General features: G+C 74.1%; 24 protein-coding genes. 19 read left to right on the plus strand and 5 right to left on the minus strand.

The genetic code is table 11. The features are described from left to right. The 12 genes from V9U69_RS02215 to V9U69_RS02270 all read left to right on the plus strand — a co-directional run. A partial coding sequence (locus V9U69_RS02215) for a cell division protein FtsQ/DivIB (RefSeq protein ID WP_337059662.1) occupies window positions 1-799 on the plus strand: 799 nt, incomplete at its 5' end. A gap of 246 nt (window positions 800-1,045) precedes the next feature. Next, window positions 1,046-2,443 (plus strand): cell division protein FtsZ, encoded by a 1,398-nt coding sequence (ftsZ, locus tag V9U69_RS02220; RefSeq protein WP_337059663.1) that lies wholly within the window; start codon window positions 1,046-1,048, stop codon window positions 2,441-2,443. A gap of 43 nt (window positions 2,444-2,486) precedes the next feature. Then, window positions 2,487-3,212: a peptidoglycan editing factor PgeF gene (pgeF, locus tag V9U69_RS02225; protein WP_337059664.1), complete on the plus strand. Its 726-nt coding sequence runs from the start codon at window positions 2,487-2,489 to the stop codon at window positions 3,210-3,212. Then, window positions 3,209-3,958, plus strand: coding sequence for a YggS family pyridoxal phosphate-dependent enzyme (locus tag V9U69_RS02230; protein ID WP_337059665.1), 750 nt, complete (start codon window positions 3,209-3,211; stop codon window positions 3,956-3,958). Before pgeF ends, V9U69_RS02230 begins: the two co-directional genes overlap by 4 nt. 64 nt (window positions 3,959-4,022) lie before the next feature. Beyond that, window positions 4,023-4,580, plus strand: coding sequence for a cell division protein SepF (locus tag V9U69_RS02235; RefSeq protein ID WP_337059666.1), 558 nt, complete (start codon window positions 4,023-4,025; stop codon window positions 4,578-4,580). 123 nt (window positions 4,581-4,703) lie between these two features. Continuing rightward, complete coding sequence (locus V9U69_RS02240; protein WP_337059667.1) at window positions 4,704-5,003, plus strand: YggT family protein; 300 nt, start codon at window positions 4,704-4,706, stop codon at window positions 5,001-5,003. Window positions 5,004-5,110: 107 nt separating this feature from the next. Then, complete coding sequence (locus V9U69_RS02245) at window positions 5,111-5,734, plus strand: DivIVA domain-containing protein (protein ID WP_337059668.1); 624 nt, start codon at window positions 5,111-5,113, stop codon at window positions 5,732-5,734. 292 nt (window positions 5,735-6,026) lie between these two features. Then, window positions 6,027-6,419: a TraR/DksA family transcriptional regulator gene (locus tag V9U69_RS02250; RefSeq protein ID WP_337059669.1), complete on the plus strand. Its 393-nt coding sequence runs from the start codon at window positions 6,027-6,029 to the stop codon at window positions 6,417-6,419. 82 nt (window positions 6,420-6,501) lie between these two features. Beyond that, window positions 6,502-7,062, plus strand: coding sequence for a signal peptidase II (lspA, locus tag V9U69_RS02255; protein WP_337059670.1), 561 nt, complete (start codon window positions 6,502-6,504; stop codon window positions 7,060-7,062). After that, window positions 7,055-7,978 carry an RluA family pseudouridine synthase gene (locus V9U69_RS02260; RefSeq protein ID WP_337059671.1) on the plus strand — a complete coding sequence of 308 codons (924 nt, stop codon included), beginning with the start codon at window positions 7,055-7,057 and terminating at the stop codon, window positions 7,976-7,978. Before lspA ends, V9U69_RS02260 begins: the two co-directional genes overlap by 8 nt. 111 nt (window positions 7,979-8,089) lie before the next feature. Continuing rightward, the gene (gene dnaE / locus V9U69_RS02265) at window positions 8,090-11,635 is read left to right on the plus strand and encodes a DNA polymerase III subunit alpha (protein ID WP_337059672.1); all 3,546 of its coding nucleotides are present in this window, start codon (window positions 8,090-8,092) and stop codon (window positions 11,633-11,635) included. Next, window positions 11,632-12,120 carry a hypothetical protein gene (locus V9U69_RS02270; protein WP_337059673.1) on the plus strand — a complete coding sequence of 163 codons (489 nt, stop codon included), beginning with the start codon at window positions 11,632-11,634 and terminating at the stop codon, window positions 12,118-12,120. Before dnaE ends, V9U69_RS02270 begins: the two co-directional genes overlap by 4 nt. Window positions 12,121-12,153: 33 nt before the next feature. Here the strand turns inward: V9U69_RS02270 and ybaK are convergent, their stop codons facing one another. Both ybaK and V9U69_RS02280 read right to left on the minus strand, forming a co-directional pair. Continuing rightward, entirely contained in the window at window positions 12,154-12,669 is a 516-nt protein-coding gene (ybaK, locus tag V9U69_RS02275; RefSeq protein WP_337059674.1) for a Cys-tRNA(Pro) deacylase, read from the minus strand. Between the two features lie 13 nt (window positions 12,670-12,682). After that, window positions 12,683-13,360 carry an LON peptidase substrate-binding domain-containing protein gene (locus tag V9U69_RS02280; protein WP_337059675.1) on the minus strand — a complete coding sequence of 226 codons (678 nt, stop codon included), beginning with the start codon at window positions 13,358-13,360 and terminating at the stop codon, window positions 12,683-12,685. A gap of 67 nt (window positions 13,361-13,427) precedes the next feature. Here V9U69_RS02280 and hisD point away from each other — a divergent pair, with 67 nt between their 5' ends. Together hisD and V9U69_RS02290 are read left to right on the plus strand one after the other, a co-directional pair. Continuing rightward, window positions 13,428-14,795, plus strand: a complete 1,368-nt coding sequence (gene hisD / locus V9U69_RS02285) for a histidinol dehydrogenase (protein ID WP_337059676.1) — start codon at window positions 13,428-13,430, stop codon at window positions 14,793-14,795. Continuing rightward, the gene (locus V9U69_RS02290) at window positions 14,792-15,337 is read left to right on the plus strand and encodes a hypothetical protein (RefSeq protein WP_337059677.1); all 546 of its coding nucleotides are present in this window, start codon (window positions 14,792-14,794) and stop codon (window positions 15,335-15,337) included. The genes hisD and V9U69_RS02290 overlap by 4 nt, the downstream gene beginning before the upstream one ends. Window positions 15,338-15,386: 49 nt before the next feature. Here V9U69_RS02290 and V9U69_RS02295 read toward each other — a convergent pair whose 3' ends face one another. Then, the gene (locus V9U69_RS02295) at window positions 15,387-15,743 is read right to left on the minus strand and encodes a hypothetical protein (RefSeq protein WP_337059678.1); all 357 of its coding nucleotides are present in this window, start codon (window positions 15,741-15,743) and stop codon (window positions 15,387-15,389) included. Between the two features lie 8 nt (window positions 15,744-15,751). Continuing rightward, window positions 15,752-16,636 carry a tyrosinase family protein gene (locus V9U69_RS02300; RefSeq protein ID WP_337059679.1) on the minus strand — a complete coding sequence of 295 codons (885 nt, stop codon included), beginning with the start codon at window positions 16,634-16,636 and terminating at the stop codon, window positions 15,752-15,754. Between the two features lie 252 nt (window positions 16,637-16,888). On the opposite strand from V9U69_RS02300, the gene V9U69_RS02305 reads away from it, so the two are divergent. Further along, window positions 16,889-17,383, plus strand: a complete 495-nt coding sequence (locus tag V9U69_RS02305) for a GNAT family N-acetyltransferase (protein ID WP_337059680.1) — start codon at window positions 16,889-16,891, stop codon at window positions 17,381-17,383. Here V9U69_RS02305 and V9U69_RS02310 read toward each other — a convergent pair. Further along, the gene (locus V9U69_RS02310; RefSeq protein ID WP_337059681.1) at window positions 17,380-18,726 is read right to left on the minus strand and encodes a GNAT family N-acetyltransferase; all 1,347 of its coding nucleotides are present in this window, start codon (window positions 18,724-18,726) and stop codon (window positions 17,380-17,382) included. The genes V9U69_RS02305 and V9U69_RS02310 overlap by 4 nt on opposite strands. Window positions 18,727-19,076: 350 nt before the next feature. Between V9U69_RS02310 and V9U69_RS02315 the strand changes: the two genes are divergently transcribed. The 4 genes from V9U69_RS02315 to V9U69_RS02330 all read left to right on the plus strand — a co-directional run bounded on the left by V9U69_RS02315 (window position 19,077) and on the right by V9U69_RS02330 (window position 26,600). Then, window positions 19,077-19,805, plus strand: a complete 729-nt coding sequence (locus tag V9U69_RS02315) for a dolichyl-phosphate beta-glucosyltransferase (RefSeq protein WP_337059682.1) — start codon at window positions 19,077-19,079, stop codon at window positions 19,803-19,805. Between the two features lie 104 nt (window positions 19,806-19,909). Then, window positions 19,910-21,319, plus strand: coding sequence for a glycosyltransferase family 4 protein (locus V9U69_RS02320; RefSeq protein ID WP_337059683.1), 1,410 nt, complete (start codon window positions 19,910-19,912; stop codon window positions 21,317-21,319). Then, window positions 21,316-25,074 (plus strand): glycosyltransferase, encoded by a 3,759-nt coding sequence (locus tag V9U69_RS02325; protein ID WP_337059684.1) that lies wholly within the window; start codon window positions 21,316-21,318, stop codon window positions 25,072-25,074. The genes V9U69_RS02320 and V9U69_RS02325 overlap by 4 nt, the downstream gene beginning before the upstream one ends. Beyond that, on the plus strand, window positions 25,074-26,600 hold the full coding sequence (locus tag V9U69_RS02330) for a phospholipid carrier-dependent glycosyltransferase (RefSeq protein ID WP_337059685.1): 1,527 nt from the start codon (window positions 25,074-25,076) through the stop codon (window positions 26,598-26,600). Before V9U69_RS02325 ends, V9U69_RS02330 begins: the two co-directional genes overlap by 1 nt. The last annotated feature ends 4 nt before the right edge of the window (window positions 26,601-26,604 follow it).

Genomic DNA, 26,604 nt, shown 5'->3' on the forward strand with positions numbered 1-26,604 from the left:
CCGTCCCCGCGACGGCGCCCGCCCGGCGGCCCGCGGCGCCCAGGCGCGCGGCGGGGCCCGGGTCGCGGACCTCACCGGCCGCCTGGCGCGCCGCGGCAGGCTGCCCCGGCCCGGGCGCCGCGCAGCGGTGGTCGCGGCGGTGCTCGCCGCGCTCCTGGCCGCGCTGGTGTGGGTGGCGTTCGGCTCGCCGTGGCTGCGGGTGGAGCAGGTCCGCGTGGTGGGCGCCTCGCGCACCGCGCCGGAGCGGGTCCTGGACCTGGCGGGTCGGCTGCGGGGCGAGGCGCTGGCGTCGGTGGACACCGGGCAGGTGGCGCGCCGGGTGGCGGGCGGTCTGCCGCTGGTGGAGTCGGTGGACGTCGAGCGCTCGTGGCCCTCGACCCTCGTGGTGCGGTTGCACGAGCGGCGGGCGGTCGCGGCGGTGCCGTCGACCACCGGCGGGGTGGACCTCGTGGACGCCGACGCGCGCGTCCTGCAGCACGCCGAGGAGGCGCCGGCGGGCGTGCCGCTGCTGAGCGTCGACGTCGAGCGCTCCCGGCCGGGGACGCTGCGCGCGGCCCTGGCCGTGAACGGGGCGCTGCCGGACGGGGTGCGCTCCCGGGTGGCCTCCATCACGGCGCGCAGCCCGGACTCGGTGGTGCTGCAGCTGTCCGACGGGCCCTCGGTGCTGTGGGGCGACGCCGGCCGGCCCGAGCGCAAGGCCCAGGTCCTGCTGCGGTTGCTGGCGGACCCGGCGGCCTCGGAGGCGGCCTCGATCGACGTCTCGGCACCGGACGCGCCCGCGGTGCGGCCGGCGGCGTGAGCGCTGCCGGCCGCACCGCGGTGGCGCTGAGGGGACCCTCAGCTGAACGGGTGGTCTTCCTCTCCGGGCGGTGCGCCCGCGCGACACGCCGGGCCGCTAGTTGCACGTCGGCCCTCCGGCTCCCTACGGTCACCCACCAGCAGGAAATGACATAACGTTAACCCTCTACCTGAGGGTCAGCGTTTCACCGGGAACGGCCCGGCCGGCCCCGGAAGGCATCGGCGAAAGAGGCGAGAGGCACTCGACGTGGCAGCTCCGCAGAACTACCTAGCGGTCATCAAGGTCGTCGGCGTCGGCGGCGGCGGGGTGAACGCGGTCAACCGGATGATCGAGGTCGGCCTCAAGGGCGTCGAGTTCATCGCCGTCAACACCGACGCGCAGGCGCTGCTCATGAGCGACGCCGACGTCAAGCTCGACGTCGGCCGCGAGCTCACCCGCGGCCTGGGCGCCGGCGCGGATCCCGAGGTGGGCCGCAAGGCCGCCGAGGACCACGCCGAGGAGATCGAGGAGGTGCTCAAGGGCGCCGACATGGTCTTCGTCACCGCCGGCGAGGGCGGTGGCACCGGGACCGGCGGCGCGCCCGTCGTGGCCCGCATCGCCCGCGGCCTGGGCGCCCTGACGATCGGCGTGGTCACCCGGCCCTTCACCTTCGAGGGCCGCCGCCGCGCCAACTCCGCCGAGTCCGGCATCGCCGAGCTCCGCGACGAGGTGGACACCCTCATCGTCATCCCGAACGACCGGCTGCTGTCCATCAGCGACAAGCAGGTCAGCATCCTGGACGCCTTCAAGTCCGCCGACCAGGTCCTCCTCTCCGGTGTCCAGGGCATCACGGACCTCATCACCACGCCCGGCCTCATCAACCTGGACTTCGCCGACGTCAAGTCCGTCATGCAGGGCGCCGGCAGCGCCCTCATGGGCATCGGTTCCGCCCGCGGTGACGACCGGGCCGTGCAGGCCGCCGAGGCCGCCATCTCCTCGCCCCTGCTGGAGGCGAGCATCGACGGCGCCCACGGCGTGCTGCTGTCCATCCAGGGCGGCTCCGACCTGGGCCTGTACGAGATCAACGAGGCCGCACGGCTGGTGCAGGAGGCCGCGCACCCCGAGGCGAACATCATCTTCGGCGCGGTCATCGACGACGCCCTGGGCGACGAGGTGCGCGTCACCGTCATCGCCGCCGGCTTCGACAGCGGCACCCCGGTGCGCTCGCGCGGGGAGCGCGCGGCCGGCCAGGTCCCCGGTGGGCGCGCCCCGGCCGCTCCCGGTGTCCCGCCGCGCGCGCCGCGGCCCGAGCCGTGGCAGCAGCAGGCGCCCGCGGCGGCGCCGCCGGCCCCGCAGCAGCCGGCCCCGCAGTACGCGCCGCCGCAGTACGCGCAGCAGGCCCCGCAGCAGCAGGCCCCGGCCGCGCCGCAGCAGCCCGCTCCGCAGTACGCGCAGCAGGCGCCGCCGGAGCAGCAGCCCGCTGCGCAGTACGCGCCGCAGCAGGGCGCGCAGCCGGTGCAGCACCAGCCGCAGATGGTGCCGGGCGAGGACCCGGTCCAGGTGCCGCGCATCATCGAGCTGCCCAACGACACCGCGGGCGTGCGTCGTCCCGGCCGTCCGCGGCCCGAGGAGGACGACCTCGACGTGCCCGACTTCCTCAAGTGAGCCGCCGCCCCGCGCGGCCCGCGCCGTGCGGGGCGCGGCTCCCGTGAGCGACGTGCACGTGCCGCTGCTGGACGCCGGCCTGCCTGCCGGCGTCCGCGGCGGCTTCACCACCCGGGCCGGTGCCGGCGGGGCGGGGCCGTTCGCGGGCCTCAACCTCGGCGACCACGTCGGGGACGACCCGGCCCGCGTGGCCGGCCACCGCGCGGCCCTGCGCCGGGCGGTCGGCGCCGACGCGCTCGTCGTGCCGGTGCAGGTGCACGGCGCCGACGTCGTGGAGGTGGACGAGGTCCCCGAGCAGGCGCCGCGCGCCGACGCCCTGGTGACCCGCCGGCGGGGTCTGGCCCTGGCCGTGGTGGTGGCCGACTGCGTGCCCGTGCTGCTGGCCGACCCCGGCGCCGGCGTGGTGGCGGTGGCGCACGTGGGCCGCCCGGGCCTGGTGGCCGGGGTGGTCCCCGCCGTCCTGGCCGCCGTGCGGGCCGCCGGTGCCCGCGACGTGCGCGCGGTGCTGGGGCCGGCCGTGTGCGGCTCGTGCTACGAGGTGCCGCGCGAGATGGCCGACGACGTCGCCGCCGCCGTCCCCGAGGCCCGGGCCACGACCCGCTGGGGCACCGACGCGGTGGACGTGCCCGCCGGGGTCCTCGCCCAGCTCGAGCGGGCGGGGGTGCCGGCGAGCGGCCCGGGCCCGTGCACGCTGGAGGGCGCGGACCTCTACTCCTACCGGCGCGACGGCGTGACCGGCCGCAGCGCCGGGGTCGTGGTGCTGGCGTGATCGGCACCACCGGCCCGGGGATCGGCGACGCGGCCCGCGTCGCGCAGCTCGCCGAGCGGTGGGGGCGGTTGCGCGAGCGGGTGGCCGCTGCGGCCACCGCGGCGGGGCGCGACGCGGGAGAGCTGACCGTCGTGGTCGTCACGAAGTTCTTCCCCGCCCGGGACGTGCGCGCTCTCGCCGGCCTGGGCGTGCGCGACGTCGGCGAGAGCCGCGACCAGGAGGCGTCCGCGAAGGCGGCCGCGCTCGCCGGACCGCACCCGGACCTGCGCTGGCACTTCGTCGGCCAGCTGCAGACGAACAAGGCCCGCTCGGTGGCCCGCTACGCCTCGGTCGTGCACTCGGTGGACCGCGCCCGCCTGGCGCGGGCCCTCGCGGCGGGTGCCGCGGCCGCCGGGCGCGAGCTGGACTGCTTCGTGCAGGTGGACCTGGCCGCCGCCCTCGGCGCGGCGGTCGACCCCGCCCGGGGAGGCGCCGCCGGCGACGACGTGCTGCGCGTGGCGGACGCGGTCGCGGCGGCCGGTTCGCTGCGCCTGGCCGGGCTGATGGCCGTCGCCCCGCGCGGGCAGGAGCCCGCCCGGGCCTTCGCGGAGCTGGTGGCCGCCGCCGAGCGCGTGCGCCGGGACCACCCCTGCGCGGTGGCGCTGTCGGCCGGCATGAGCGGGGACCTGGAGGCGGCGGTGGCGGCGGGAGCGACACACCTGCGTGTCGGCAGCGCGGTCCTGGGCGCGCGTCCGGGCGCGCGGTAACGTCACCGGGGCCGGGCGCCCGCCGCGGCGACACCCCACGACCGGACCCCCCGAGGAGACTGCGATGGCCGGCGCACTGCGCAACGCGATGGTCTACCTCGGCCTCGCCGAGGACGACCGCTACGCCGAGGAGCCGGAGGCCGAGCCCGCCCGTGAGCGGGTGGAGGCGGTGCGCGGCGCGCACGCCGCGCCGCGGCCCGAGCCGCGCCACGACTCCCGGTCCGAGGTCCGACCGGTCGACCACACTCCGGTCGCGGAGCGCCGCGCGGAGACCACGGGTCAGGTGACCCCGATCAGGAGGCAGGTGGCCCACGTGGTGCCGCAGGTCAGCAGCGCTCCCGAACTGCACCGGATCACGACGATCCACCCCCGCACGTACAACGAGGCCAAGACCATCGGTGAGAGCTTCCGCGACGGCGTGCCGGTGATCATGAACCTCACCGACATGGACGACTCGGACGCCAAGCGGCTGGTCGACTTCTCCGCCGGCCTGGTCTTCGGTCTGCACGGCTCCATCGAGCGCGTGACGAACAAGGTCTTCCTGCTGTCGCCGCAGAACGTCGAGGTGGCCTCGCAGGAGGAGGAGCACCCGGCCGAGCGGACCTTCTTCAACCAGTCCTGACGCGAGCGCCACCACCACCGCTGCTCCCCGAGGCGCGGTGCGGGGTGAGGTGGCGGTGTGTCGTTCCGGTGGACACGGGGCGTGGTGGGCGTGGCGGGCCCCGGCGTCGGGCAGGATGGTCGGGTGGCCCTCGTCCTCTCGCTCCTGTACCTCGTCGTGCTCCTGTTCTTCCTCTGCCTCATCGCGCGCCTGGTCCTGGACTGGGTGCAGGTCCTGGCCCGCGAGTGGCGCCCCCGCGGTGTCGTGCTGGTCGGTGCCGAGGCGGTCTACACGGTGACGGACCCGCCCCTGAAGGTGCTGCGCCGGGTGCTGCCGCCGCTGCGGCTGGGTGCCGTCCAGCTGGACCTCGCCTTCCTGGTGCTGGCCATCGCCTGCTCCCTGCTGCTGGGCGTCCTGAACACCGCCGCGGCCAGCGCCGCCTGACGGGCGCCAGCGCACGTCGCGGGGCGATCCCCGACCGCGGGGTCGTCCGCTACGGTGCTGCCCGAGCGCCGTCCGGCCGGGGCGGCCGTCGACAGAGGTGAGCCCCCATGCCGCTGAGCCCGGAGGACGTCGTCGAGAAGCGCTTCAACCCCACGCGGGTGCGTGAGGGGTACGCGCAGGACGAGGTGGACGACTTCCTGGACGAGGTCGTCGCCGAGCTGCGTCGCCTGAACGCGGAGAACGACGAGCTGCGCTCGCAGCTTCAGGTGTGCCGGGCCCGGGTGGCCGAGCTGTCCGGCGAGGAGCCCGCCCCGGTCGCGGTCGCCCAGCAGGACGGCGCCGGCGCGCACCCGTCCCCGGCCGCTCAGCAGGCCGCACCCGGTGCCGCGCCCGCCGGGGCGGACGCCTCCCCCTCCGCGCAGGCCGCGGGTGTGATCGCCCTGGCCCAGCGCCTGCACGACGAGTACGTGCGCGAGGGCGAGCAGCAGCGCGACGCCCTGCTGGCGGCGGCCCGCGAGCGCGCCGAGCGCACGGTGGCGGAGGCGGAGGCGCAGCGCGAGCGCACCCTGGAGGAGCTGCAGGGACGGCAGCGCTCGCTGGAGGAGGCCATCGCGCAGCTGCGCGGTCGCGAGAGCAGCTACCGCGAGCACCTGGAGGCGTTCATGGCCGGTCAGCTGGAGGAGCTGCGCCGCGCCGGCCGCGTCGTGCCGGAGGACGCCGTGTCGCGCTGAGCGGCTCCCGCCACGCTGCCGCACGTGCCACCACCCCCCGTCGGGGTGGTGGCACGTCCGCGTTCGGGCGGTGGTGGGAGACGTGCCGGGCGACCAGCTGGGTGACTTTTTGTTTCCAGTTGCTTACAGACAGTCATATCCCTAGTGTTCCCCGCACGCGGCAGGCGGCCGCGTCGAACGGAGGGGGACCACGGTGGGGGCAGCGGCTTCGGGGACGTCGGCGACGCGGCGCGGCGGTGCACCGGTGGGGACGGCTCGCGCCCGGTCGGGGAGCGCGGCACGCGCGGCGTCCGTGCGCGAACTGCCCGTCAAGGACAGCGAGGAGGCCTGGACGCCGGCCGAGCTGGACGAGGTGCGCACCGAGCTGGAGGCGGAGATCGACCGGCTGACGCGCCAGGTCGACGAGGCGACCAGCTCCTTCTCCGCGCTCGTCGCCGGCGGCGAGGGGGCCGGTGACGACCAGGTCGACCACGGGGCGGCCACGGCGGGCCGCGAGCACGAGATGACGATCGCCAACAACGCCCGCGACCTGCTGGAGCAGACGCAGCGGGCGCTGGTGCGCATGTCCTCGGGCGCGTACGGCGCGTGCGAGTCCTGCGCCGGCCCGATCGGCAAGGCGCGCCTGCAGGCCTTCCCGCGCGTGACGCTCTGCGTGGCCTGCAAGGCCCGCGGCGAGCGGCGCTGACGCCCGCGCCGTCCACCCGCCCCGGCCGGGCGGGTGGCCGGCGGAGCGCCGGCACCCGGCGGCGTGGGAGACTCGTGCGGCCATGACCGATCCCGCACCCACCGGCCCCCCGCCGCCCGGCGCGCACCCGCGGCGCACCTCGTGGGCCCTCGTGCTCGCCCTGCTCGTCTACGCGCTGGACCAGGTGACGAAGGTGCTGGCCGTGGCTCACCTGGAGCCCGGGGTGCGCGAGCCGCTCGTCGGCGAGCTGCTGCAGCTGCACCTGATCCGCAACCCCGGGGCGGCCTTCAGCTTCGCCACCGGCAGCACGTGGATCTTCACGGTCCTGGCCGTGGCGGTGGTCCTCGCCGTGCTGTGGCTGGTGCGCCGCCTGCGCAGCACCGGCTGGGCGTTCGCCTTCGGCTTCCTGCTGGCCGGTGCGGCCGGCAACCTCACCGACCGCCTCGTGCGCGAGCCCGGCTTCGCCCGCGGTCACGTCGTGGACTTCCTGGAGCTGCCGCGCTGGCCGATCTTCAACGTCGCCGACGCGAGCATCTGCGCGGCCGCCGTGCTCATCGCGGTGCTGTCGCTGCGCGGGGTGAACCTGGACGGCACCCGCGAGCAGCGCAGCGCCCGCGGCGCGGGGGAGGGGTCCCGTGCCTGAGGTCCGCAGCCTGCCGGTCCCCGACGGGCTGGAGGGCGAGCGCGTCGACGCCGCCCTCTCCCGCCTGCTGGGCCTGTCCCGCACCCGCGCCGCGGAGATCGCCGCGGCGGGTGGCGTCCTCATCGACGGTTCCCCGGCGGCCAAGTCCGACCGCGTGCGCGCCGGCGCCTGGCTGGAGGTGGAGGTCCCCGACCCGCCGTCGGCGCCGGTCGTGGTGCCCGAGGCCGTCGAGGGGCTGACGGTCGTGCACGACGACGACGACCTCGTCGTCGTCGACAAGCCCGTCGGCGTGGCCGCGCACCCCAGCCCCGGCTGGACGGGACCGACGGTGGTGGGGGGCCTGGCGGGCGCCGGGTACCGCATCGCCACGTCCGGGGCCGCCGAGCGCCAGGGCGTCGTCCACCGCCTCGACGTGGGCACCTCGGGCCTGATGGTGGTGGCCAAGAGCGAGCACGCCTACTCGGCCCTCAAGCGCGCCTTCAAGGAGCGCACGGTCGAGAAGGTCTACCACGCGGTCGTGCAGGGCCACCCGGACCCGCTGCGCGGCACGATCGACGCCCCGATCGGCCGGCACCCGGGCAGCGCGTACAAGTTCGCCGTGACGGCGGACGGCAAGCCCTCGGTGACCCACTACGAGGTGCTGGAGGCCTTCCGCGCCGCGGCGCTGGCGGAGGTGCACCTGGAGACGGGCCGCACCCACCAGATCCGCGTGCACTTCGCGGCGCTGCGGCACCCGTGCGCGGGGGACCTCACCTACGGGGCGGACCCGACGCTGGCGGCCCGGCTGGGGCTGACCCGGCAGTGGCTGCACGCCGTCCGCCTCGGCTTCGAGCACCCGGGCACCGGGCGGCCGGTGTCGTTCACCAGCGCCTACCCGGCCGACCTCGCCACGGCGCTGGAGCGCCTGGCCGGCTGAGCCCCGAGCCCCGCTGAGCCCGGCCCGGCGAGGCTCCCCGGCCCTGTCGCAGGGGCCGCCTACGATCGATCCCGCACCACCCCCGCTGCACCGCTCAGGAGGCGCCTCACCATGGCATCCGCCGACTCGTTCGCCCACCTGCACGTGCACACCGAGTACTCGATGCTCGACGGGGCGGCGAAGGTCGACGACCTCTTCCGCGAGGCGGCCGCCATGGGCATGCCCGCGGTCGCCACCACCGACCACGGCTTCGTCTTCGGCGCCTACGACTTCTGGAAGACCGCGCAGAAGCACGGCGTGAAGCCGATCATCGGTGTCGAGGCGTACCTGACGCCGGGCACCGCGCGCCAGGACAAGACGCGCGTGAAGTGGGGCGAGCAGGGCACCCGCCCGGGCGACGACGTCTCCGGGTCCGGCTCGTACACCCACATGACGATGCTGGCGGAGAACACCGCCGGCATGCACAACCTCTTCAAGATGAGCTCGCTGGCCTCCCTGGAGGGTTTCCTCTACAAGCCGCGCATGGACCGCGAGCTGCTGAACACGTACGCGAAGGGCCTCATCGCGACCACCGGCTGCCCGTCGGGGGAGGTCCAGACGCGCCTGCGGCTGGGGCAGTACGACGAGGCGCGCGCCGCGGCCGCGGAGTTCCGGGACATCTTCGGCGCCGGCAACTTCTTCTGCGAGCTGATGGACCACGGCCTGGACATCGAGAAGCGCGTCCAGGACGACCTGCTCAAGCTCGCCAAGGACCTCGACCTGCCGCTGCTGGCGACCAACGACCTGCACTACACGCAGGCCTCGGACGCGCAGGCGCACGCCGCGCTGCTGTGCGTGCAGTCCGGGTCGACGCTGGCGGACCCCAAGCGGTTCAAGTTCGACGCCGACGAGTTCTACCTGAAGAGCCCCGCGGAGATGCGCCACCTGTGGCGCGACCACCCGGAGGCCTGCGACAACACCCTGCTCATCGCCGAGCGCTGCGAGGTGGGGTTCACCGAGTCCACCGGCGCCTACATGCCGCGCTACCCCTGCCCGCCCGGGGAGAACGAGGAGAGCTGGTTCGTCAAGGAGGTCTGGAGCGGGCTGGCGAAGCGGTACCCGGCCGGCATCCCCGACGACGTCCGCAAGCAGGCGGAGTACGAGATCGAGGTCATCGTCTCCAAGGGGTACGCCGGCTACTTCCTCGTCGTCGCCGACTTCATCAACTGGTCCAAGGAGAACGGCATCCGGGTGGGTCCGGGTCGCGGTTCCGGTGCCGGGTCGATGGCCGCGTACGCCATGAAGATCACCGACCTCGACCCGCTGCGCCACGGGCTGTTCTTCGAGCGCTTCCTCAACCCCGAGCGCATGTCGATGCCCGACTTCGACGTCGACTTCGACGAGCGCCGGCGCGGTGAGGTCATCCAGTACGTCGTCGAGAAGTACGGCACCGACCGCGTCGCGCAGATCGTCACCTACGGCACCATCAAGGCCAAGCAGGCCGTCAAGGACGCCTCGCGCGTGCTCGGGTTCCCGTTCTCCATGGGAGAGCGCATCACCAAGGCGATGCCGCCGGCCGTGATGGGCAAGGACATCCCCCTCTCCGGCATCTTCGACCCGAACCACAAGAGGTACTCCGAGGCGGGGGAGTTCCGCGAGCTGTACAAGACGGACCAGGAGGTCGTGCGGGTCGTCGACACCGCGCGCGGCCTGGAGGGCCTGAAGCGGCAGTGGGGCGTGCACGCCGCCGGCGTCATCATGTCCTCGGACCCGCTGATCGACCTCATCCCCATCATGAAGCGCGAGGCCGACGGCGCGATCATCACCCAGTTCGACTACCCGACGTGCGAGACGCTCGGGCTGGTCAAGATGGACTTCCTGGGCCTGCGCAACCTCACGATCCTCGACGACGCGCTGAAGAACGTCGAGCTCAACGGCAAGGACCCCGTCGACCTGGACTCCCTGGAGCTGGACGACCCGGCGACGTACGCCCTGCTCGGGCGCGGCGACACCCTGGGCGTGTTCCAGTTCGACGGCGGCCCGATGCGCTCGCTGCTGCGGCTGATGCGCCCGGACAACTTCGAGGACATCTCCGCGGTCGGCGCGCTGTACCGACCGGGCCCGATGGGCGCCGGTTCGCACACCGCCTACGCGCTGCGCAAGAACGGCCAGCAGGAGATCACCCCGATCCACCCGGAGCTGGCCGAACCCCTCGAGGAGATCCTCTCCACGACCTACGGCCTGATCGTGTACCAGGAGCAGGTCATGTCGATCGCGCAGAAGGTCGCCGGGTACACCCTCGGCAAGGCCGACCTGCTGCGCCGCGCGATGGGCAAGAAGAAGCGCGAGGTCCTGGACGCCGAGTACGTCGGCTTCGAGGCCGGCATGAAGGAGAACGGGTTCTCCTCCGCGGCGGTGAAGGCCCTGTGGGACGTCCTCGTGCCCTTCTCCGACTACGCCTTCAACAAGGCGCACTCGGCCGCCTACGGACTGGTGTCCTACTGGACCGCGTACCTCAAGGCGAACTACCCGGCCGAGTACATGGCCGCGGTGCTCACCAGCGTGCGCGACGACAAGGACAAGTCGGCGCTCTACCTCAACGAGTGCCGCCGCATGGGCATCCGGGTGCTGCCGCCGGACGTCAACGAGTCCAGCGCGAACTTCACCCCGGTCGGCAAGGACATCCGCTTCGGCCTGACCGCGATCCGCAACGTCGGCGCCAACGTCGTCGACGCGATCGTCGCCGCCCGCGAGGAGAAGGGCCGCTACGAGTCGTTCACCGACTTCCTGACGAAGGTGCCGGCCGTGGTGTGCAACAAGCGCACCATCGAGTCGCTCATCAAGGCCGGGGCGTTCGACTCCCTGGGGCACCGCCGCCGCGCGCTGGTGGCCAAGCACGAGGACGCCGTCGACGCCGTCGTGGACGTCAAGCGCAACGAGGCCATCGGCCAGTTCGACCTCTTCGCCGGCCTGGGCGGCGAGGACGGCGCGGCGGCCTCGGGAGGCTTCACGGTGGAGATCCCCGACCTGCCGGAGTGGGAGAAGGGCGAGCTGCTGGCCCACGAGCGGCAGATGCTCGGCCTGTACGTCTCCGACCACCCGCTGTTCGGCCTGGAGCACCTGCTGGCCAACGCCTCCGACTGCTCCATCGCGTCGCTGACCGCCGACGAGTCCCGCCCGGACGGCTCGCAGATCACGATCGCGGGCATGATCACCGGCCTGCAGCGCAAGACCACCAAGCAGGGCAACCAGTGGGCCATCGTCACGGTGGAGGACCTCGAGGGCGCCATCGAGTGCCTGTTCTTCCCGCAGGCGTACATGACGGTCGCCCCGCTGCTGGCCGAGGACCTCGTCGTGGTCGTCAAGGGGCGGCTGAACCGCCGCGACGAGGTGCCCACGATCTACGCCTCCGAGCTGCAGGTGCCCGACGTCAGCGTCACCGACGGCATGCCCGTCACCGTCTCGCTGCCCACGGCCCGCTGCACCCCGCCGGTGGTGGAGCGCCTGCGCGACGTGCTGACCACCCACCCCGGCACCACCGAGGTGCGGCTGCGGCTGACGAAGGCGGGTGGGGGAGCGGGAACCCTGATGCGCCTGGACGACGCACTGCGGGTGACCCCGAGCCCGGCGCTGTTCGGCGACCTGAAGGCGCTGCTCGGCCCGACGTGCCTGGCGTGAGGGGCACGACGGCGGGCACGGGCAGCGGCACCCGCGGACTGCGCTCGCCGATGGCGCTGCTGTTCGGCCAGGCGGTCGCCGGTGTGCTGCTCGGAGCGGTGTGGTGGGCGCTGGCGCGCCGCCCCTCGCCGTGGCTGGTCGGGGAACCGGTCGTGGTCTCCGGGGCCGCCTACCCCATCGCCCGCGACGGGTCCTTCGCCGTGCTGACGGCGCTCGTCGGCCTGGTCGCTGCTGCGCTGGTGCTGCGCTGGGCGCGGGAGCACCCGCTGCCGGTCCTGGTGGCGGCGCTGGCCGGGGCCCTGGCCGGGTCGCTGCTGACGGTCGCGACCGCGGGCGCGCTGCCGCCGTCGGACCCGTCGTCGCTCACGCACGTGTCCGTGTACGCGTGGGCGGTGGTGCTGGTGCAGCCGCTGGTGCTCAGCGCCGTCGTCGCCGTGGTCGCCCTCGCCCGCGCGCTCGTGGACTGGACGCGGTCGGAGGACTGAGGACCGCCCCGGGGACCGCCCCGGGGACCGTCCTCAGAGCCGGGCGAGGGCCGCGTACCGCCCGCCCGTGGCGGCCAGCAGGTCCTCCGGCGCCAGCTCCACCTGCAGGCCGCGTCGCCCGGCGCTGACGAACACGGTCGCGAACCCCTGCGCGGAGGAGTCCACGACGGTGGGCAGCGCCGTCTTCTGCCCGAGCGGGCTGATGCCGCCGACCACGTACCCGCTCGAGCGCTGCGCGCGCGCCGGCTCGGCCATGGCCGCCTTCTTGCCGCCGGCTGCGGCGGCGACGGCCTTGAGGTCGAGCATCGCGGCGACGGGCACGACGGCGCAGACGAGCCGGCCGTCGACGTCGACCAGCAGCGTCTTGAAGAGCCGCTCGGCGGTGACGTCCACCCCCTGCTCCCGCAGCGCCCGCACGGCCTCCTCGCCGTAGGCGGTGGCCGCGGGGTCGTGCTCGTAGGGGTGCGCGGTGTGCGCGGTGCCGCGCTCGGCGAGGACGCGCAGCGCCGGCGTGCCGGACTCGGCGCGGGCGCCGCGGTGCTTGGCCACGTGGACCTCCCGGTCAGTTGGGGTTGGGTTGCTCGCCCGGCGGCTCGGTGGCCGGCACCGTCCCCAGCGCGGCCACCAGGGCGGTCTCCTTCTTCAGCAGCGCCAGTTCCTCGCGCAGCCGCGCGCGCGTGTCGTGCGCCTCCAGCAGCCGCTGCCGCTCGGCCAGCGGCAGCACCGCGGCCGCGGCCACGAGGTACGACAGCACCGACGGGTCGGTGGGGGCGGTGGAGCCGCCGATGCCCAGCTGCTCGCGGTACTCGCCGAAGCGGCGCTCGACGGCCGCGGCGAGCGCCGCCACGTCGGCGGGCACGGGCGCGTCCTCGTCGTCCTCGTCGTCGCCGTACGGCTCGACCAGGCCCGTGGGGTACGGGGTGCCGGCGTCCTCGTCCAGGCCCAGCAGCCGGAACCGGGTGGCCCCCACGGTGACGAGCTCGTACCGCCCGTCGTCCAGCTCGGTGACCTCGCGCAGCAGCGCGACGCAGCCGACCTCGTGCAGGTCGTGGGCGCGCCCCTCGCCGACCTCGTGGCCGGAGCGGATGGCGACCACCCCGAACCCCTTCAGCCCGTCGCGCTCCTCGGCGACGAGGTCCTGCACGAGGCGGCGGTAGCGCGGCTCGAAGACGTTCAGCGGCAGCACCAGCCCGGGGAAGAGCACGCTGCCGAGCGGGAACAGGGGCAGGCGCTGGGGCACCCGCGGGAGTCTAGGGCCGGTGCCGGGCCGGGCCGCGCGGGCCGCCGCCGTCCGTACACTCGCTGCCGTGAGCCCCGCCCAGCCCGTCGCCCCGGCCGCCGCCGCCGGAGCCGTCCCCGCGCTGCGCCGCACCGACCTGCGCGGCCGCGTCCTCGACGCCGTGACCCTGCGCACCGTGCTGCCCCGCGCCGAGGTCGACGTCGCCGCCGCCCTGGCCACCGTCGCCCCGATCTGCGAGGACGTGCGCGCCCGCGGCACCGCCGCCCTGGCGGAGCTGACCGAACGCTTCGACGGCGTGCGCCTGAGCGACGTGCGCGTGCCGCGCGAGGCGCTGCGCGCCGCCCTGGAGCAGCTGGACCCGCGGGTGCGTGCGGCCCTTCAGGAGAGCGTGCGCCGCGCCCGCCTCGTGCACGCCGACCAGCGCCGCGCCGACACCACCACCCGGCTGGCCGACGGAGGCACCGTCACCGAGCGCTGGGTGCCGGTGGGCCGCGTCGGGCTGTACGTGCCGGGCGGGCGGGCGGTGTACCCCTCCAGCGTCGTCATGAACGTCGTGCCCGCGCAGGAGGCCGGGGTCGCCTCCATCGCGGTGACCAGCCCGGCGCAGAAGGAGCACGGCGGCCTGCCGCACCCGACGATCCTCGCCGCCTGCGAGCTGCTCGGCGTGGACGAGGTGTACGCGGTCGGCGGTGCGCAGGCGGTGGCGATGTTCGCCTACGGGGCGCGCGACGCGGCCGGGGACGTCGTCGTGGCTCCCGTGGACGTGGTGACCGGCCCCGGCAACATCTACGTCGCCTCCGCCAAGCGGTACGTGCAGGGCGTCGTCGGCATCGACTCCGAGGCCGGCCCCACCGAGATCGCGGTGCTCGCCGACGACACCGCCGACCCGCGGCACGTCGCGGCGGACCTCGTCAGCCAGGCCGAGCACGACCCGATGGCCGCGGCGGTGCTCGTCACGCCCTCGGTGGCGCTGGCCGACGCGGTCGAGGCGGCGCTCGCCGAGCGCGTGCCGGCTGCCAAGCACGCCGAGCGCATCGCGCAGGCCCTGGGCGGCAGCCAGTCCGGGATCGTCCTCGTCGACGACGTCGACGCCGGCGTCGCGGTGGTGGACGCCTACGCCGCCGAGCACCTGGAGGTGCAGACGGCCGACGCGCGCGCGGTCGCCGCCCGGGTGCGCAACGCCGGCGCCGTCTTCGTCGGCGCCCACTCACCGGTGTCGCTGGGCGACTACTGCGCCGGCTCGAACCACGTGCTGCCCACCGGCGGCACCGCGGCGCACTCGGGGGGCCTGAGCGTGCAGACGTTCCTGCGCGCCGTGCACGTCGTGGACTACGACGAGGCGGCGCTGCGCGAGGTCGCCGGCCACGTGGTGGCCCTGGCGGAGTCGGAGGACCTGCCCGCGCACGGCCAGGCGGTCACGGTGAGGTTCTCGTGAACGAGCGTCCCGCGGACCCGGGCGACGAGCAGGGGGACGCTCAGGGCCTCGGGGAGGGTCTCGGGGAGGACTTCGACTTCGACGCGGCCTTCCAGCGCGAGTTCGGCCCCAAGCCGCCGGTGCGCTCGGTGCTCGTGGTGCCGGTCGCGGACGCGCGCAAGCTCGCGGAGGTGTGCACGCTCGCCGGGGTGCGTGCGCACGTGGTGCCCGTGCGCGGGCTCGGCTGCGTGCTGGTCACCCACGACCCGGCCACCGGCGAGGACGACGCGCAGAAGCTGTCGGCGGTGCTGCGCCAGGCGCAGCTGCTGCTCCTGACGGTGCGCGAGGAGGCCATCGAGGGCCAGAGCTGGACCGCCGGTGAGCGCGGGGAGGACCCGAAGCCGGGCCTGCTGCTGTCGGTGTGGCCGGACCAGGTCCAGCAGCTGGTGCTGGGGCGCCTGGACCCCGCCGAGGCGGCGGGCGCCGCGCAGGGCGGTGAGGGCGGCCGCGCCGGTGCGTTCTGGAGGTTGTTCCGCAAGGACGGTGGCCGGGACGAGGCGTAGCGCTCGCCCCGGCCGCCGGTCCGCGCGACGGGCGCGCCGGGCCGCCGCCTCAGATGAGCAGCAGCCCGGCGTCCTCGGCGTCGATGACCGCACGGGCGAGCTGCTGCGGCGACGCGTACTCGGTGAACGGCAGGGCGTGGGTGACGTAGCCGTTGCGCGGGCCGCCCCGGTGGACGTGGATCTCCTTCCTCCCGTTCACCCGCACCTGCACCTGCACCTGCGCGTGCGCGTGCGCGGAGCGGCCGTGGCGGGTGATGTCGACGTCGCGACCGCGGTAGGTGAACCGCTCCTCGAGGGGGGCGCCGGCTGCCTCGGCGTCCGAGAAGGGCTGCACCACGGTGGTCCCGATCACGGCGGCCGAGACCACCGCCCACGTGCCGGCGATGTAGTGCCTGCGACTGATCACGGTGCCTCCTAGACGTACCTGTACCCGAGCGTCCTGATGTCCAGGACGCTGCCCACCTGACGCGGTGCGAGCAGGTGCCGCATCACGTCGCTCCTGTTGTGCCCCTCCGGCCCACCGGAGACGGGCTGGTACTTGAAGACGACGCCGTACCGCGCCTGCCAGGACCACCAGATGCGGTCGACGTTGCAGTGGTGCAGCCAGAAGACCGGGTCGTTCGGCGACGTCCCCAGGAGCATGTCCCCACCGACCCACAGGTGCACCTGGTTGTGCAGTCTCGAACCGCCGTGCCAGCCCTCCATGCGGTTGCGGAAACCGGCGACGGTCGCGTCCCAGGGCGCGGCGTCGTAGACGGTGTACCTGTCGACGGCGTCGGTGACCTGCGCCTCGTCCGGGAAGGTCGTGGTGCCGTGGGGGTCCCGGCCGAGGCGGCGGATGAGCCCGGGGGTGGACCTGGGCACGAAGGCGCCGGTGCTGCCCTGGTGGATCAGGGCGACCCACGAGGCGAAGGGGCCGTCCAGCACGCGGTTGCCGGAGCCGGCGGAACCGTCGGAACCGACGTAGTCGGCGGTCCAGAAGCGGGATCGCCGCGGGTCGCCGCCGTTGAGCCTGCTCTCCCGCTCCCACCTCCAGTACGGCAATCCGGGAAGTGAGGGGTCCACGGCCAGCAGGGCGTTCTCCAGCTCCAGCAGTGACGCGCGGTGCCACGGCAGGAACGCCGGCCCCTGGTGCGCGACGTTGCGTGCCGAGCCCGCCGGTGTCGCGTCGTTCATCGCGGTCATGTGTCGCCGGGTGAAGTCGTCGTAGGTGCCGTCTTCCTTCAGCACGTCGAGAGCGGCCGTGAACCTCCGCACCTCCTCCAGCGGCATGTCGAGGATGTTCTTCCGTACGGGCATCAGCTGCTCCTTCCGTCTCGCAGCGCTTCCCGGTCGGCTCCGTCGCGGGTTCCTCTCCGCGAGGCGCGTACGCGTCCGGCGCGCGGGCCGCGTCTGGAAGAACCATAGGCGTCAGGCCGGGCCGGTGAAACGGTTCGGGCGAACCAGTCCTGCTGATCAGGGGTTGGTGCTTTGGCGCGGTTTCACCGGCTAGGGTCCTCACTCGTCAGGGGATCGATCCCGAGGGTTTCTTCGTGGGGCGGGGAGGGGCGTGTGTCGGAGTTCTCCGTCAGGACAGCCCGTGTCGCGGACCGTGCGGCTCTGCTCAGGCTCTCTCGCTGCCTGGCCGAGTTCCACGACCAGCAAGGTTCCGGTGGTGCTCCGGTTGCGGAACCCGTGGTGCGGCAGTTGCTGCGTGCTCTGGTCCTGAACCGCAGTTGCACGGTTCTGGTGGCCGAGATCGACGGCCGCGTCGTGGGTTGTGCCAGCACCCGGCTGGTGCTGTCCCCGCTGCGGAGGATTCTGGCGCAGGTTTCGGGGGGTGCTCGGGTCGCCCACGTCGACGTGCTCGTCGTCGAGGACGGGCACCGTGGCAGGGGTATCGGTACGTCGTTGCTCGACGCGGTCTGCCGGTGGGCTCGTGACAGGGGTGCGCGGAACGTGGACCTGCAGGTCCACGAGTTCAACAGTTCTGCAGCAGCGCTGTACGAGCGAGAGGGCTGGTGCACCACCGGGCGGACCATGACGCGGGCGCTGGGCCCCGGTTAGCGCTTCACGCTCGCCAGCATCCGCTGAACGGTGCGTCGGCTCTCCGGGGTGGTCCTGCGTCGCAGTTCCGTCGTGAGGGCGAGCCTGCCGCGATCGACCTGCTGCTGCAGTCGACCTCGGGCTCCGCGCGGGAAGACCCGCACGCAGGACTGGTGGCGGACCCCCGTGGAGAACTCGCGTTTGAAGGGATCGTCCTCGCCGAGGTGCTCCAGCATGTGGATCTCCGGGCGGGAGAAACCCTCGGCGATGAGACGGTGCAGCATCAGCACGCCCGGCCCGAAGGCCCGGTGGGCGGGTGCGTAAGCGGTCTTGACGCCGTAGGAGGTCCCGTTCTGCTCGAGGTTGAGGGAGAACGCGACCGGTTCACCGTCGAGGGTGAGGAAGTACAGGCGGAGCAGGCTCGCGGAGGCGGCCCAGGCGCTGGCGCTGCGGTAGAACGAGGTCGTCGCCGGGCGTGACAGCACCGCGGTCCCCTCGTCGCCCTTCCAGCCGGCCGCTTCCAGCTCGAGGCCCCGCTGCAGGGTTGTGAGCAGGTCCTGGGAGACGTCGTGACTGGTCAGGCGCAGTTCGCCGGCCGCGGCGAGCCGTCGTTCGTTGCGTCGCAGGTCCCTGCGGCGGGAGGCGGTGAGGGTGCGCTCCTGGAACTCCTCCCAGTTCCCCTGCACGCTCGTGCACGGGGATCGGCGCAGGGGCGTGACGGACACCAGGAGCCCGCGGGCGCGCGCGTTCCCGATGAGCGCCTCCTGGTCGCCGTCCTCAGGGGAGAACCGGAGGGTCAGACCGTGTCGTTCGACGTGCGATCCGATCAGCGGGCGCAGCGCTGCCGTATCGAGGGCCACGGGGCCCATCACGGGGGTCTCCGCGTTGGTCGGGCAGTGCAGCGATCCGCCCTTCCGGACGACGGGCAGGATCGCGGCGAGTTCCCCGCCGCGCCGGACCGTGAGGGCGTGCAGTGCGCGACGGGGTTCGAACGCGGACATCCAGGCCTGGATCCACCCGGGTCGCAGGAACGGGGCGGCACCGGAGCGGGTGGCGAGTTCGTCCCACTCCGCGCACAGCGCCTCGTCCACGAGGACCAGGGGCGCCTCGACCCCGCCGTCCGGGGTTTCGGCGTCCTGGGTCGGGTGTGGCCGCTCGAGCGGGGAATTCGTCGTCCGGCTCGGTGTGGTGGGGTTATTCCGGTGTGTTGCCGGCGGTGGTTGCACCGCGGACGACGAGCCGTCGTTCACGTGTTGTTCACCCCTCTCGGAGGAGTCGTGGATGCGTGCAGCCTGGCACCGCAGGGCTGCGGCCCGCAACGAGTTCGCGGGTTCGGAGTTCTCGTGAAACCGCCCGGTGCGCACTGCGAGCGGTTCGTGCCCCCCTTTCGGGGAGGGTGTTCATCATTGCTTTGGGTGACGGTAGTAGCACTACCCATGCCTACGGGGGTTCGGTGGTCGCCGAAGGGCCGGGAGCGCTCGATGTGCGAGGAGGAACCGTGTTCTTCCGGAGGGTTACTTTCACGGAGCGTCTCCACTACGCTGCGATCGGCGACGCTGCCATCCCCCCCACCTCGACGAGGGAGACAGACATGCCGGACGGTGCCAACGTGTTGGGTCCGCCTCCTCTTTCGGTGTCGAGTCCGCCCGCAGCCGTTCTGCCGGCCGCTCGCCACGCCGTTTCCCCGGGGGGTGCGCGCAGCGCCGAGGTGGAGTTGACTCCTCCTTCGAGCCCCGACCTCGACCTGGTCATCCCCGCCTACAACGAGGAACGCCGCATCAGCCCGACCGTCGAGGCCCTCGTGGCTGAACTCGGCGGCTCGCCGTACTCCGTCCGCCTCATCGTCGTCGACAACGGCAGCGTCGACACCACGGCCGACATCGTCGACAGGTTGAGCGCGCGCCACCGCCTGGTGAAGATGATCAGCTGCCAGGAGAAGGGCAAGGGAGCTGCGGTCCGCGCGGGAGTGGCGCACGCGACGGCACCCTTCGTCGGGTACGTCGACGCCGACCAGTCCACGCCCCCCGAGGCGGTCCTCACGGGCCTGGCCATCCTCACCTCGGGGTGGGACGTGGTCATCGGTTCGCGCAGGGCCTTCGGTGCGCGGTACGTCGTGCCCCAGCCGCTGGTCCGGAGACTGGGCAGCAGGGCCTTCAACCTGGCAGCGACCACCGTCACCGGGAAGGTGAGCGACACCCAGTGCGGCATGAAGCTCTTCCGCACCGAGGCCGCCAAGCGCGTCTTCGCCGCCGGGGCGCTGAACGGTTTCGCGTTCGACGTGGAGGTCATCGCGCGCGCGAAGCAGGCCGGTCTTCGCGCCATGGAACTGCCGGTGGCGTGGGCGGACAGCGAGGGATCGAGCTTCCGCCCGTTGCGGGACGGTTTCCGCGCCTTCGCCGACCTCTACGCCGCGCGCAAGGTGCTCCGCACCGCGACCTCCTGAGGTAGCCCCCTGCCGACAGTTCCCGGGCGCGGTGCGCGCCTGTCGATCCTTCCTGCCTCGCTGCGCCTCCCGCGTGCAGGCGCCCCCTCCCGAGGAGTGCTCCCATGCTCGTCATCACGAACTGGCGCGATCTCGACCACCCCGAGGCCGGCGGTGCCGAAGTGGTCTGCCAGGAACTCGCACATCGCTTCGCGCGAGCCGGTGAGGAAGTGGTCCTCGTCTGCGCCGACGTGCCCGGAGCCCCGCGCGAGGAGGAGCGCGACGGGTACCGCATCGTCCGTCGCGGCGGTCGCTTCACCGTGTACGGCCACGCCCTGCTGTGGCTGCTCCGGCACAGGGACCGCGTCGACGGCCTCATCGACTCGCAGAACGGGATCCCGTTCTTCTCGCCCGCCGTGCTGCCGCGCACGACACCGGCCCTGATGCTGCTCCACCACGTCCACCAGGACCAGTTCGCGAAGTACTTCCCCGCGCCGGCCGCAGCCGTGGGGCGCTGGCTCGAGAGCACGGGCAGCCGGGTGGTCTACGGGCGTCGCGGGATCCTGGCCGTGTCCCCCTCCACCAGGACGGACGCCCGCCGACGACTGGGTCTGCGCGGGGAGATCTGGGTGACTCCTCCCGGCTGGTCGGTCAGCGAGCAGGTGCGCACCGCCACGCCGGAGCGCACCGTTCACCCCTCGGTCGTGTGCCTCGGCAGGCTCGTCCCCCACAAGCGCACCGAGATGGTGATCCAGGCGTTCCCCACCGTGCTGAGCCGGGTTCCGGACGCGCGGCTCACCATCGTCGGCCGCGGCACCGAGGGGCCCCGCCTCCGGCAGCTGGCGGCGGACCTGGGCCTCGCCGACGCCGTGGACTTCAAGGAGGGCCTCGACGACCTGCAGCGCGACCAGGTGCTCTCGACCGCGTGGATGACGGTGAACGCCTCGCAGGGCGAGGGATGGGGTCTGTCGGTCGTCGAGGCCAACGCCCTGGGTGTGCCCGCCCTCGCCTTCCGCCGCCCGGGCCTGCGCGACTCGATCGTCGACGGCGAGACCGGCTGGTTGATCGACGACGGAACCGATCTCGGGGAGGCCGTCGCTGCCGCCCTCGACGAGCTGCGGGACGAGGGGCGCGCGCACCAGGTGGCGCAGCACGCCCGGCGCTGGGCCTCGAGGTTCACCTGGGACGCCATGGCGCAGCGGGTCCTGGGGGCCCTGGAGTCGGAACGTCGCGCGCTGGCGCTCGGCGGTCGCAACCGCCGGACGTCGTCGGACGTGAGCACGGTGGTGACGGTCCCGCTCACCGCGCTGCCGGAGAACTGGCAGGACGCCGTGCGCCGGGCCGACGCCTGGGAGCGCAGCGGGGACTCCGTCTCGCTGCTCTGCCGGGGCGCGGACACGCAGAACGTGAGCCGGGTCCTGGAGCGCCTGGGGGTGCGCGACGAGGACGCCTCCCGGCACCGGGTGTCGGTGTCGGTCGCCCGCACCGCCGACCTGCTCCGGCTCTCCTCCCCGGCCACCCAGGGCAGTGCGTGAACCGCACCGGGAGCACCTCCTCGGTGCCCGCACCGCGCGGCGGTGAGCGCCGGGAGCGGGCCCGGGCACAGCGGGGCACGTCGGCCCTGCTCGCCTCCACCGTGCTCACGGCGGTGGGCAACTACGCCTTCAGCCTCGTCCTGATCTGGTTGCTGCCCGGTGCGGGCTACAGCGCCTTCGCCACCGGCTCCTCCCTGCTGCTGGTCGTCGGCACGCTCGCGTCCGCCGCGGTCCCCTGGGTGCTGGCGCAGGAGATCGCCTCGGGCGACTCCTCGCGCGCCGCGCGCGCCGCGCGCGCCGCCACGTCCGCCGCCGTCCTGCAGGGCGTGCTCACCGCCGGTGCGGCGGTCCTGGTCTCCGCGCCGTGGGCCTCGCCCGGGCTGCAGGCCGTCCTGGCCGTCACCTGCTTCCTCACCTTCCTGTCCGGGAACGTGATCGGTGCGCTCCAGGGCAGGCGGGGCTTCCAGCGGATCGCAGCGCTGCGCGTCCTCGAACTGCTCTCGCGGCTGGCGGTCGGGGCCGGGCTGGCACTGGCGGGTCTGGGGCCCGCGGGTGCCCTGCTCGGGTTCACGGTGGGCAGCGCCCTCGTCGTGGTGGTCGGCGCCGTCGCCTTCGGGGCGGTGGCCCGCCCCCGTCTGCCCCACCGGTCCGACGCCGCCCTGCTGCGCCGGGCCGGGGGACAGCTGGCGGTCCAGGGGGGGACAGCGGCCCTGGCGGGCCTGGACGTCCTCGTCGCCGCGGCCGTCGTCGGGACGTCGACCCGCCTGGGGGCCTACCAGGCGGCCACGGTCCTCGGCCGCGTCCCGCTGTTCGTCGCGGTGGCGCTGTCCATGGTCGTCTTCGCTCGGATCGCCGCCACCCCGGTCGCCCGGCACGACCGGGTCGTGGCCACGAGCTGGCGCCAGTACGTCCGCCTGGCGACGCCCGTGGCGCTCGTCATCGCCACCGTGCCCGGTCCCGTCCTGGCTGCGCTGCTGCCACCGCAGTACGGCTCCCTGGGCGAGCTGCTCGTGCTGACGGCGGCCGGGGGGTGGCTCCTCGGGGTCGTCAACCTCCTGGCCGCCGACCTCAAGGCCGTCGACGCCTTCGCGAGTGCCGCGGTCCCCGTGCTGGCGGCGGCCGCGCTCCTGGTCCCGGTGGTCGCGCTGTCGGTGTCCGCCGGGGGCGTGCCCGCCGTGGCCGTGGCCGTGCTCGTGGTCCTCGCCGCGGCAGCGGCCTCCCTGCTGCGCGCCGCGACGGGCCGGTGGCCCGGTGCGCTGCGACTGCGCGAGGTCCTCGCGTGGGTGCCCGCCGGCGCGCTGCTCGCGGCGCTGCACGACCGCACCGGCGCGTGGTTCGCCACCGCTGCGCTCGTGGGGCTGTCCGCGCTCCTCGCCTTCCGCGCGAGCCCCGCACCGGCACCCGGTGCCGAACCCGATGCAACGACGAAGGAGGGCGAGCGCTTGAAGATCCTGCACCTGGGGTTCGAGGACCCGCGACGGCCGGGTGCCGGAGGCGGCTCCGTCAGGACGCACGAGGTCAACGCGCGACTGGCGCGGACGTGCGACGTGACGGTCCTCGTGGCCAGCTACCGCGGGTGCCGCGACTACGCGGCGGACGGTGTCCGGTACGTCCACGTGGGCGCCCCGCTGGGGCACTTCGGGTCCCTGCTGGCCTACTTCGCAGCCCTCCCGCTGGCCCTCGCACGGCACCGCTCCGACCTCGTCGTCGAGGACTTCGCCGCGCCGTTCTCATCCGTCGCGGTGCCCTGGATGACGCGCCGGCCCGTGGTGGGCGTCGTGCAGTGGTTGTTCGCCCGCCAGAAGGCCCGGCAGTACCACCTGCCGTTCCACCTCGTGGAGGACCTCGGGCTGCGCTCGCACGATCGCCTCGTCGCCGTCTCCGAGGACCTGGCCGGTGAGCTGCGCCGGCGCAACCCGCTGGCGCAGGTGCACGCCGTGCCGAACGGCCTGCCGGAGAGCGCGTTCGGGGCCCCGGCGGCGGAACGGCGCGCGCACCTGCTGTACCTGGGCCGCCTGGAGTGCGCGCAGAAGGGGCTCGACCTCCTCCTCGACGCCTACGCGGCGGTCGCCCCGGTGATCGGTGCCGACCTCCTGCTGGCGGGCGACGGCCCCGACGAGCAGAGGCTGCGCGCCCGTGTCGCCGAGCTCGGGCTCGGCCGGCGCGTGCGGTTCCTCGGGCGCGTCGCGCACGAGGACCGGTTCGCGCTCCTGTCCTCCGCGCAGGTGGTGGTGATGCCCTCGCGCTACGAGACCTTCGGCATGGTCGCCGCCGAGGCCGCCGCGGTGGGTACCCCCGTCCTCGCCTTCGACATCCCGTGCCTGCGGCAGGTGGTCACGCCCGCGAACGGGGTGCTGGTCCCCGCGTTCGACGGGGAGCGCTACGCGCAGGAGATCGCACGGCTGTCCGAGGACCCCGGGCTCTGCGCACTCCTCGGTGCCGCCGGCCCGGCGACGGTCGAGCACCTGCGCTGGGACCGGCTCGCCCGGGCGCAGCTGGCCGTGTACGAGTCGGCGGTGGCGGGTGAGCCCGTGGCCGCCGGTCGCGTCCCGGAGCCGGACACCGTGATCGCCGAGGCCGTCAGCCCCTCGCACCGCAGCCGCCTGACGGGCCGTGTCCGTCGGACCCGGGTGCTGCTGGTCGGCAACTACGGCAACGGGAACACGGGCGACGAGGCCATCTGCTCACGGCTCAGCGAACTGCTCGCCGACACCGACCTGACGGTGGTCTCGCGGAACCCGGCGGACGTCACCGCCCTCCACGCCGTCCGCGCCGTGCCCACGGTCTCCAGGGCCTCCATCGCCGCGGCGCTGCGCGCCGACGTCGTCGCCATCGGCGGCGGCGGCATGTTCGGCAAGGGGCTGCCGCCGCTGGTCAGGGTCCTTCCGTTCGCCGCGCTCGGTGCCCGGGCGCTCGGCAAGCGCATCGCCTTCGTGGCCCTGGGGGCCTACGCCTCCACGCCTGCCGTCACGCGCACCGCGCTGCGGGTCGCCGGGCGCCTCGCCTCGCACGTGTCCGTGCGCGACGACGAGAGCTTCGACACCTTCACCCGCGGCCTCCTGGGGCGTCGGCGCGGGGTCCACCTCGTCGACGACCCCGCCGTGGCGCTCGGAACGACCGACGCCGCGGAGGTGGAGGAGCTGCTGACCGCCGCCGGGGCGGATCGCACGCGCCCCCTGCTCGGGCTGTCGGTCAAGCCGGCGCCGCAGCAGCAGGACACCGACCGCATCGTCGACGCCCTGACGGCCGCGGCGCAGGAGTGGATCGACCGCCGGGACGGCGAGGTCGTCTGCGTGTCGCTGTCCGACCAGGGCGACTACGGGCTCGGGGCCTCGCACGCCGACGCCCTCCTCGCGGAGCGGATCAGGCAGCGGCTCTCCGACCCGGAGCGGATGTCGGTGGTGGGGCCGGGACTGCACCCGCGCACGGCCAAGGCCGTGTTCGCCGCGTGCGACCTCGTCGTCGGCGTCCGGTTGCACGCGCTCATCTTCGCCACGGCCACCCGGACGCCCGTCGTCGGGCTGAGCTTCGAGCCCAAGGCCCGGGCCTGGTTGCGGGCGACCGGGTCGCTCGACGTCCCGGTCTCGCCGACGGCGACGGCTCAGGTCGCCGCAGCCGTCGCCCGGCACGGGGGGGAGCCGTCGCGCCCCGTCCTGCCGGCCCGGCGGACCCCGGCGGTCGTGGAGCACGGCGGGGACGAGACGGCGGCGCCCCCCGAGGGCCCGGGAGCCTTGACGCGAGAGGGAGTGCGCTGATGCAGCTGACGGAGCGGGGCGCGAGGCCGGCCCCCGAGGTCGCGGGTGCGGAGGCGACGTTCTCGCGCGCTGCGCTGTGGATCGCCGCGGGCGCCGCTGCGCTGGGCGCCGCCCTGCGCCTGCTCCACCTCGACTCGGCCTACGACATCTTCGTCGACGAGGTGGTCTACGACCGCCTCGGCCGGAGCCTGTCGACGGGCTCCATCCCGACGCTGCAGAACGGCCCCTTCTTCCTGCACCCACCGGGTTTCTTCGTGATGGACGCCCTGTGGCAGGGCGCCTTCCCGCACAGCGACGACGTCTGGACGCTGACCTACCGCGCACGGGCACTGAACGCCGTGCTGGGCGGGTTGTCGGTCGCTCTCGCCTTCCTGCTCGTGCGCCGGATCGGCGGGGCCCTGGCGGGTGCGGTGGCGGCGCTCCTGCTCCTGGTGGAACCCTTCGTCCTGCGCCAGAACGGCCGGGTGCTGCTGGAGACGGCGACGGTGTTCTGGCTGCTGCTCGGCCTGGCGCTGCTCGTCGTGCTCTCCGACCGCTTCGACAGGGGCCAGCGGGGTAGAGGGCAGAGGCTCCTGGCCGTCGCGACCGGGCTCGCGCTCGGTTTCGCCGTCTGCAGCAAGGACGTCGCCGTCTTCTTCGTCGTGATCCCCCTCGGTCTGGCGGCCTGGCGCCGGTGGATCCTGGACCGCCGGAGCCTGGCCGTCGTCCTGACCTCGGCGGCCGTGCCCTACCTGGTCTACCTGGTGGTCGTGGCGGCCAACGGCCTGTTCGAGGCGTTCTTCACCCAGAAGTTCCGCGGGGTGCTGCGGTTGCTCGGTCTGGAGAAGTCCACCGGGTTCAACAGGGAGGGGGCGCCCTCCCTGTCGGGGCGCCTGCTCGACGAGCTCGCCCACTTCTGGACGACCTACCTGCTCATGGGGGTGGGACTGGTCGCGGCCGTCGTGCTCCTGCGCTCCGCCGACCGGTTGCGGAAGCTCCTCGGCGCCTTCGGCGCGGCCACCGTGGGGTACCTGGGGTACGCCTTCGCCTTCGGGACCATCGAGGAGCACTTCGCCTACTACCTCGTCGTGCCGGCCGCGCTGACGACCGCCGCAGCCGGTTCCCAGCTGGCCCGGCGTTCGCGCGACCGGCGGCTCGGCATCGCGCTCCTGGCGGTCCTCGGGATCGTCGTCACGTGGAACGCCGGTGTCTACGTGTCCATCCGGGCCCACGCGGACAACGGCTACCAGCACGTGGACCGGTGGCTGGCCGCGAACGGCGACGGTGAACCCGTGGGCGTCTTCACGGACACCGGCGTGTGGACGATGGAACCGCACGGCGCCGAGCTCGTCACGTCGGCGGAGCAGGTGGACCGCGATGACATCCGGTACGTGCTGTCGATCCCGCGGATGACCGAGCAGGGGTACACCTCCCTCCCGCACGATCAGGTCCAGGAGCTGGCGAGCCGCGGGCGGGTCGTCTTCACGTTCACCGGTGCGACCAACGGCGAGATGCAGCTGATCGACCTCTACCCGGCCAGGGGGTAGCGCT

The sequence above is a fragment of the Kineococcus sp. G2 genome (genome assembly GCF_037154035.1).
In the GTDB taxonomy this organism is placed as follows: Bacteria; Actinomycetota; Actinomycetes; order Actinomycetales; family Kineococcaceae; genus Kineococcus.

Bases quoted from the DNA above. Each gene is read 5' to 3' on its own strand.
- V9U69_RS02320 (WP_337059683.1), top strand. From the start codon at position 19,910: ATGCTCGTCATCACGAACTGGCGCGATCTCGACCACCCCGAGGCCGGC.
- V9U69_RS02245 (WP_337059668.1), top strand. From the start codon at position 5,111: ATGCCGCTGAGCCCGGAGGACGTCGTCGAGAAGCGCTTCAACCCCACG.
- V9U69_RS02330 (WP_337059685.1), top strand. From the start codon at position 25,074: ATGCAGCTGACGGAGCGGGGCGCGAGGCCGGCCCCCGAGGTCGCGGGT.
- V9U69_RS02235 (WP_337059666.1), top strand. From the start codon at position 4,023: ATGGCCGGCGCACTGCGCAACGCGATGGTCTACCTCGGCCTCGCCGAG.
- dnaE (WP_337059672.1), top strand. From the start codon at position 8,090: ATGGCATCCGCCGACTCGTTCGCCCACCTGCACGTGCACACCGAGTAC.
- V9U69_RS02300 (WP_337059679.1), bottom strand. From the start codon at position 16,636: ATGCCCGTACGGAAGAACATCCTCGACATGCCGCTGGAGGAGGTGCGG.
- lspA (WP_337059670.1), top strand. From the start codon at position 6,502: ATGACCGATCCCGCACCCACCGGCCCCCCGCCGCCCGGCGCGCACCCG.